Origin of the sequence: Roseovarius tibetensis (assembly GCF_050896375.1) — a bacterium.
GTDB lineage: Bacteria > Pseudomonadota > Alphaproteobacteria > Rhodobacterales > Rhodobacteraceae > Roseovarius > Roseovarius tibetensis.
This window is the reverse complement of the sequence record NZ_JBPBBB010000094.1, coordinates 1-3,983: the sequence shown is the minus strand read 5'-3', so window position 1 is coordinate 3,983 and position 3,983 is coordinate 1. Positions and strand designations below refer to the sequence as shown.

Below are 3,983 nucleotides of genomic sequence, written 5' to 3'. Positions count from 1 at the left end.
ACCGGATCGACGAACTCCTCCCTTGGAACTTCCAGACGTCAAGCTGAAAAGCCCGTGGGGCCCAGCTGGCGCTTACTCATGTCTTCGGGGATCACGTCGAAGAGCGGCGTGGACATGTAGCGTTCCCCGGTATCCGGCAACATGCAGAGCATGAAGGTGCCGGGCTCCGCCTTCTCGGCGATCTGCATGGCAACCGCGAAAGTCGCGCCGCCGGAGATCCCCGTCAGGATGCCTTCACGCCGCGCGAGCTTCTGCGCCCAGGCGATGCCGTCCGGGCCGGGCACGGGTATCACCTCGTCATAGAGCGCGGAATCCACGGCTTCCTGCAACACGTGCGGAATGAAGTCCGGCGTCCAGCCCTGGATCGGGTGCGGCTCGAAGGCCGGGTGGCTGCTGGAAGGTGAGTGATCGGCATTGCGCGGCTGCGCCTGACCGCTGCCGAGGAGCTGCGCGTTGCCGGGCTCCGACAGGATGATCTTCGTCTCCGGCCGCTCGCGGCGCAGCACGCGGCCCACGCCGGTGACCGTGCCGCCGGTGCCATAGCCGGTCACCCAGTAATCGAGGCGCTCGCCGCTGAAATCGGACAGGATCTCGCGTGCGGTCGTGATCTCGTGGATGCGGGCGTTGGCGTCGGTCTCGAACTGGCGGGCCAGGAACCAGCCGTTGGCCTCCGCCAGCTCGACCGCCTTGCGGTACATGCCAAAGCCCTTCTCGGCGCGCGGGGTCAGGACCACCTTCGCGCCCAGCATGCGCATCAGCTTGCGCCGTTCGATCGAGAAACTGTCGGCCATCGTCACCACTAGAGGATAGCCCTTCGCCGCGCAGACCATCGCCAGTCCGATCCCGGTATTGCCCGAGGTCGCCTCGACCACCGTCTGACCGGGTTTCAGGCTGCCGTCGCTCTCGGCCTCCTCGATGATGCCGAGTGCCAGCCGGTCCTTGACCGAGCCGGCGGGATTGAAAAATTCCGCCTTCACGTAGATCTCCACACCCTGCGGCGCGAGGGTGTTGATCCGCACGGCGGGGGTGTCGCCGACAGTGTCGAGGATGCTGCCGAACAGCTTTCCGCAACCTTCAGTGCGTCGCATGGTCATAGCGTCCATCGTTTCTCTCCATTCTCCAGTTGGCGCCGCCGTCACGCTCGGGCGAAGGCCCGGCGTGACGGCGGCGCAGTCAGTGCTGACGTTCGGCGGGCTCGAAAAGGATGAGCTCCACCCGTTCGTCGCCGGCGACATAAGCGTCATGCCCCGGCGGGATCTCGAAGAAGTCACCGCGGCGAAGGCGGGTCTCGGCACCCGTTTCGATCATGCGGACGACGAGCTCGCCCGACATACAATAGCCCCTGTGCCGCATCGGGCAGGAGTCTGGCGAACCGAGCAGGGGCTTCTCGTCGGCCTCCCATGTCCAGCCGGGCTCGAAGACCGCGTGCATCCCCGCGCTGCCGTCGCCCATCCTGATGATGGAGATCCCCCCGCGCTCCTTCATGTCGAGGCGCTCGTCGGGGGCGTCGAAGCGCCGTGTTTCAATGGCGTGGTCCAGCATCGTCCATCTCCGTTCTTTGTGGTGTCTGCCGGGAAGTCCCGGCATGTTCGAGACGATAGGCGCAGACCGCGGGCCAAGCTTGATGGATGTCTGAAGAATTCGTGCAGAATCGCCCGATTCTGCACTATCCTTTGGACATGGCATGGTGTTTCGGCGATCTCCGGCTCGACCCCGAGCATTTCCAGCTCAGCCGTGCCGGCGCGCCGGTGCCGGTCGAGCCGCAGGTCCTTTCGCTTCTGATCCATCTCGTCCGGCACCGAGACCGCATGGTGACGAAGGATGAACTCGTCACCGAGGTCTGGCAGGCGCGGGCGGTATCGGATGCCAGCATCTCAAGCCGTATCCGCTCCGCCCGGCAGGCCTTGGGCGACGACGGTGTGCGGCAGGCCTTCATCCGCACCGTGCACGGCCGCGGCTTCCGCTTCGTCGCGCAGGTCCGGGCGCTGCCGGCAGAGGCTTCGACGCCAGTCGAGGGCGGGACGGCCCCTCACCCGATGGGGCGCCCTTCGATCGCCGTCCTGCCCTTGCGCCCGCTGGGCACAGCGCCAGAGCTGGGTCTTCTGGGCGAAGCCATCCCGCACGAGATCATCGAGGCGCTGTCCCGGCTGCGATGGCTCGCCGTGATCGCGCGGGGTTCGTCCTTCCGTTTCGGCCCCGAGACCGACAGGGATGTCACGGCGACCGCCCTCGACGCGCGCTACCTGCTCTCAGGGGTGGTCGAGGGGGACAGCCGCAAGATCACGGTGACCCTCGAGCTGACCGAGGCCGGCACCCACGAGGTCCTCTGGGCCGACCGGCTGGCGGCCGCCCCCGCAGAGACCGATGATCTGCGGGAACGGATCGTCGCACACCTGGTTGCCGCGCTCGAGACGCATATCCCGTTTCACGAGGCCACGATCGCCCTGTCCCGGGGACCGGAGGGGCTCGATGCCTGGGCGGATTATCACCTCGGCTTGCGCCACCTCTACCGCTTCACGGCCTCCGACACGGCCCGCGCGCGGGAGCATTTCACGCGCGCCGCCGCGGCCGACCCGCGCTTTGCCCGGGCCGAGGCCGGGCTGTCCTTCACGAGCTTTCTGGAGTCTTTCCTGCGCATCGGCCCCGACCCCGGCGCGGCAACCATTGCCGCGCGGCGGCACGCCGAGCGGAGCCTGGAGCTCGACCCGCTCGACCCCTTCGCGAGTTTCACCATGGGCCGCTCTCACTGGCTCACGAACGAACCGGAGGTCGCCACCGAGTGGCTCACCCGTGCCACGACCCTGAATCCCAATTTCGCGCAGGGCTACTACGCTTCGGCCTTCACCTCGATGCTCACCGGAGACGCGCCGGCCACCCTGGGCGCGCTGGAGCGGTCGCTGCACCTCAGCCCACTCGATCCTCTCCTCTACGGGTTTCACGGCGTGCGGGCGCAGATCCTGATCCAGCAGGGCGAGTTTCGGGCCGCGGCAGACTGGGCGGATCGCGCCGCCGCGACGCCCGGCGCGCATTACCTCATCTCCATGATCGCGCTCGCGGCGAATGCTCTGGCAGGACGCCACGAGCAGGCGGCCCGCTGGCGCCGGGAGGCGCGTCGGCTCAGGCCCGACGCGATGGTCGCGGACTATTTCGCAGCCTTCCCGACACGCGATCCCGCCTCCCGCGACGAGGTTCGGGCACAGTTGCGGACCTACGGCTTCTAGGGCGGGCCAATCCTGCCATTGATCGCTCGAGCCACGACACTCCCCGAAACACGCACCGCGGAAGAGGCCATTCATCCAATGCAATGATCGTCACTCTGGGTCAGACAGATTTGGTTTCAAAATGATGGGACGCCTTTACAGGTCAATTTGTCCAGACGGACCTGTTGACGCTATGATTTCGGATGATGGGCCTGCTCCCGTGACACGACCCGCATACTCGTTTCGATCCGGGTTCTCATACCCCTGACGCATCGCAGGTTCGCGCTCGGGCTCGTGACCATATGGCTGCATGAACGAGGCCGCGAAAGGCTGCGGTATGTGCTATCTGCGCAACGACAACGGGACCGGCCTCCGGAATTCTGATGTGATCGGGGCCTTGATGGGTCTCGGCATGATTAACGGCAACACCCGGACATATTCTCCAGAGGACCGGGCGCCGGACGAGCGCTTCTTGGGAACGCCTGAATCTCGTTTCTTCAAGCTGATGCCCGGCTACACCGGTCGGCGCGTCGGAGAACTTCCCGGAGATGATGCCATCCGGAATGGCGTGGTTGATGTGGAAACGCTCTACGGGATGCTGACCCGCTGCCTGATTGATGAGTACCCCTTCGAGCGCAACCACGGCGTCGGCATGGGCGGACGCCGCCCTTGGGATGTCTATCAGGAGATCAACCGGACACGGGGCCTGAATCGCCCCGGATTTACCGGAGACCTATAGCTTCATTTCACGCGACCATATCGAGCACGTCGCGCTGTGCATAG

4 protein-coding genes are annotated in these 3,983 nt (G+C 66.0%); 2 read left to right on the top strand and 2 right to left on the bottom strand.

Going from position 1 to position 3,983, the window contains the following annotated elements:
* Positions 1-38 precede the first annotated feature (38 nt).
* Positions 39-1,103 (bottom strand): PLP-dependent cysteine synthase family protein, encoded by a 1,065-nt coding sequence (locus ACROSR_RS20320; protein WP_432687695.1) that lies wholly within the window; start codon positions 1,101-1,103, stop codon positions 39-41.
* A gap of 70 nt (positions 1,104-1,173) precedes the next feature.
* Positions 1,174-1,542 (bottom strand): cupin domain-containing protein, encoded by a 369-nt coding sequence (locus ACROSR_RS20315; protein ID WP_432687694.1) that lies wholly within the window; start codon positions 1,540-1,542, stop codon positions 1,174-1,176.
* Positions 1,543-1,679: 137 nt separating this feature from the next.
* Between ACROSR_RS20315 and ACROSR_RS20310 the strand changes: the two genes are divergently transcribed.
* Both ACROSR_RS20310 and ACROSR_RS20305 read left to right on the top strand, forming a co-directional pair.
* Positions 1,680-3,221, top strand: a complete 1,542-nt coding sequence (locus ACROSR_RS20310) for a winged helix-turn-helix domain-containing tetratricopeptide repeat protein (RefSeq protein ID WP_432687693.1) — start codon at positions 1,680-1,682, stop codon at positions 3,219-3,221.
* A 289-nt stretch (positions 3,222-3,510) separates the two neighbouring features.
* A complete protein-coding gene (locus ACROSR_RS20305; RefSeq protein WP_432687692.1) occupies positions 3,511-3,939 on the top strand; it encodes a hypothetical protein in 429 nt (142 codons plus the stop codon).
* Positions 3,940-3,983: the final 44 nt, after the last annotated feature.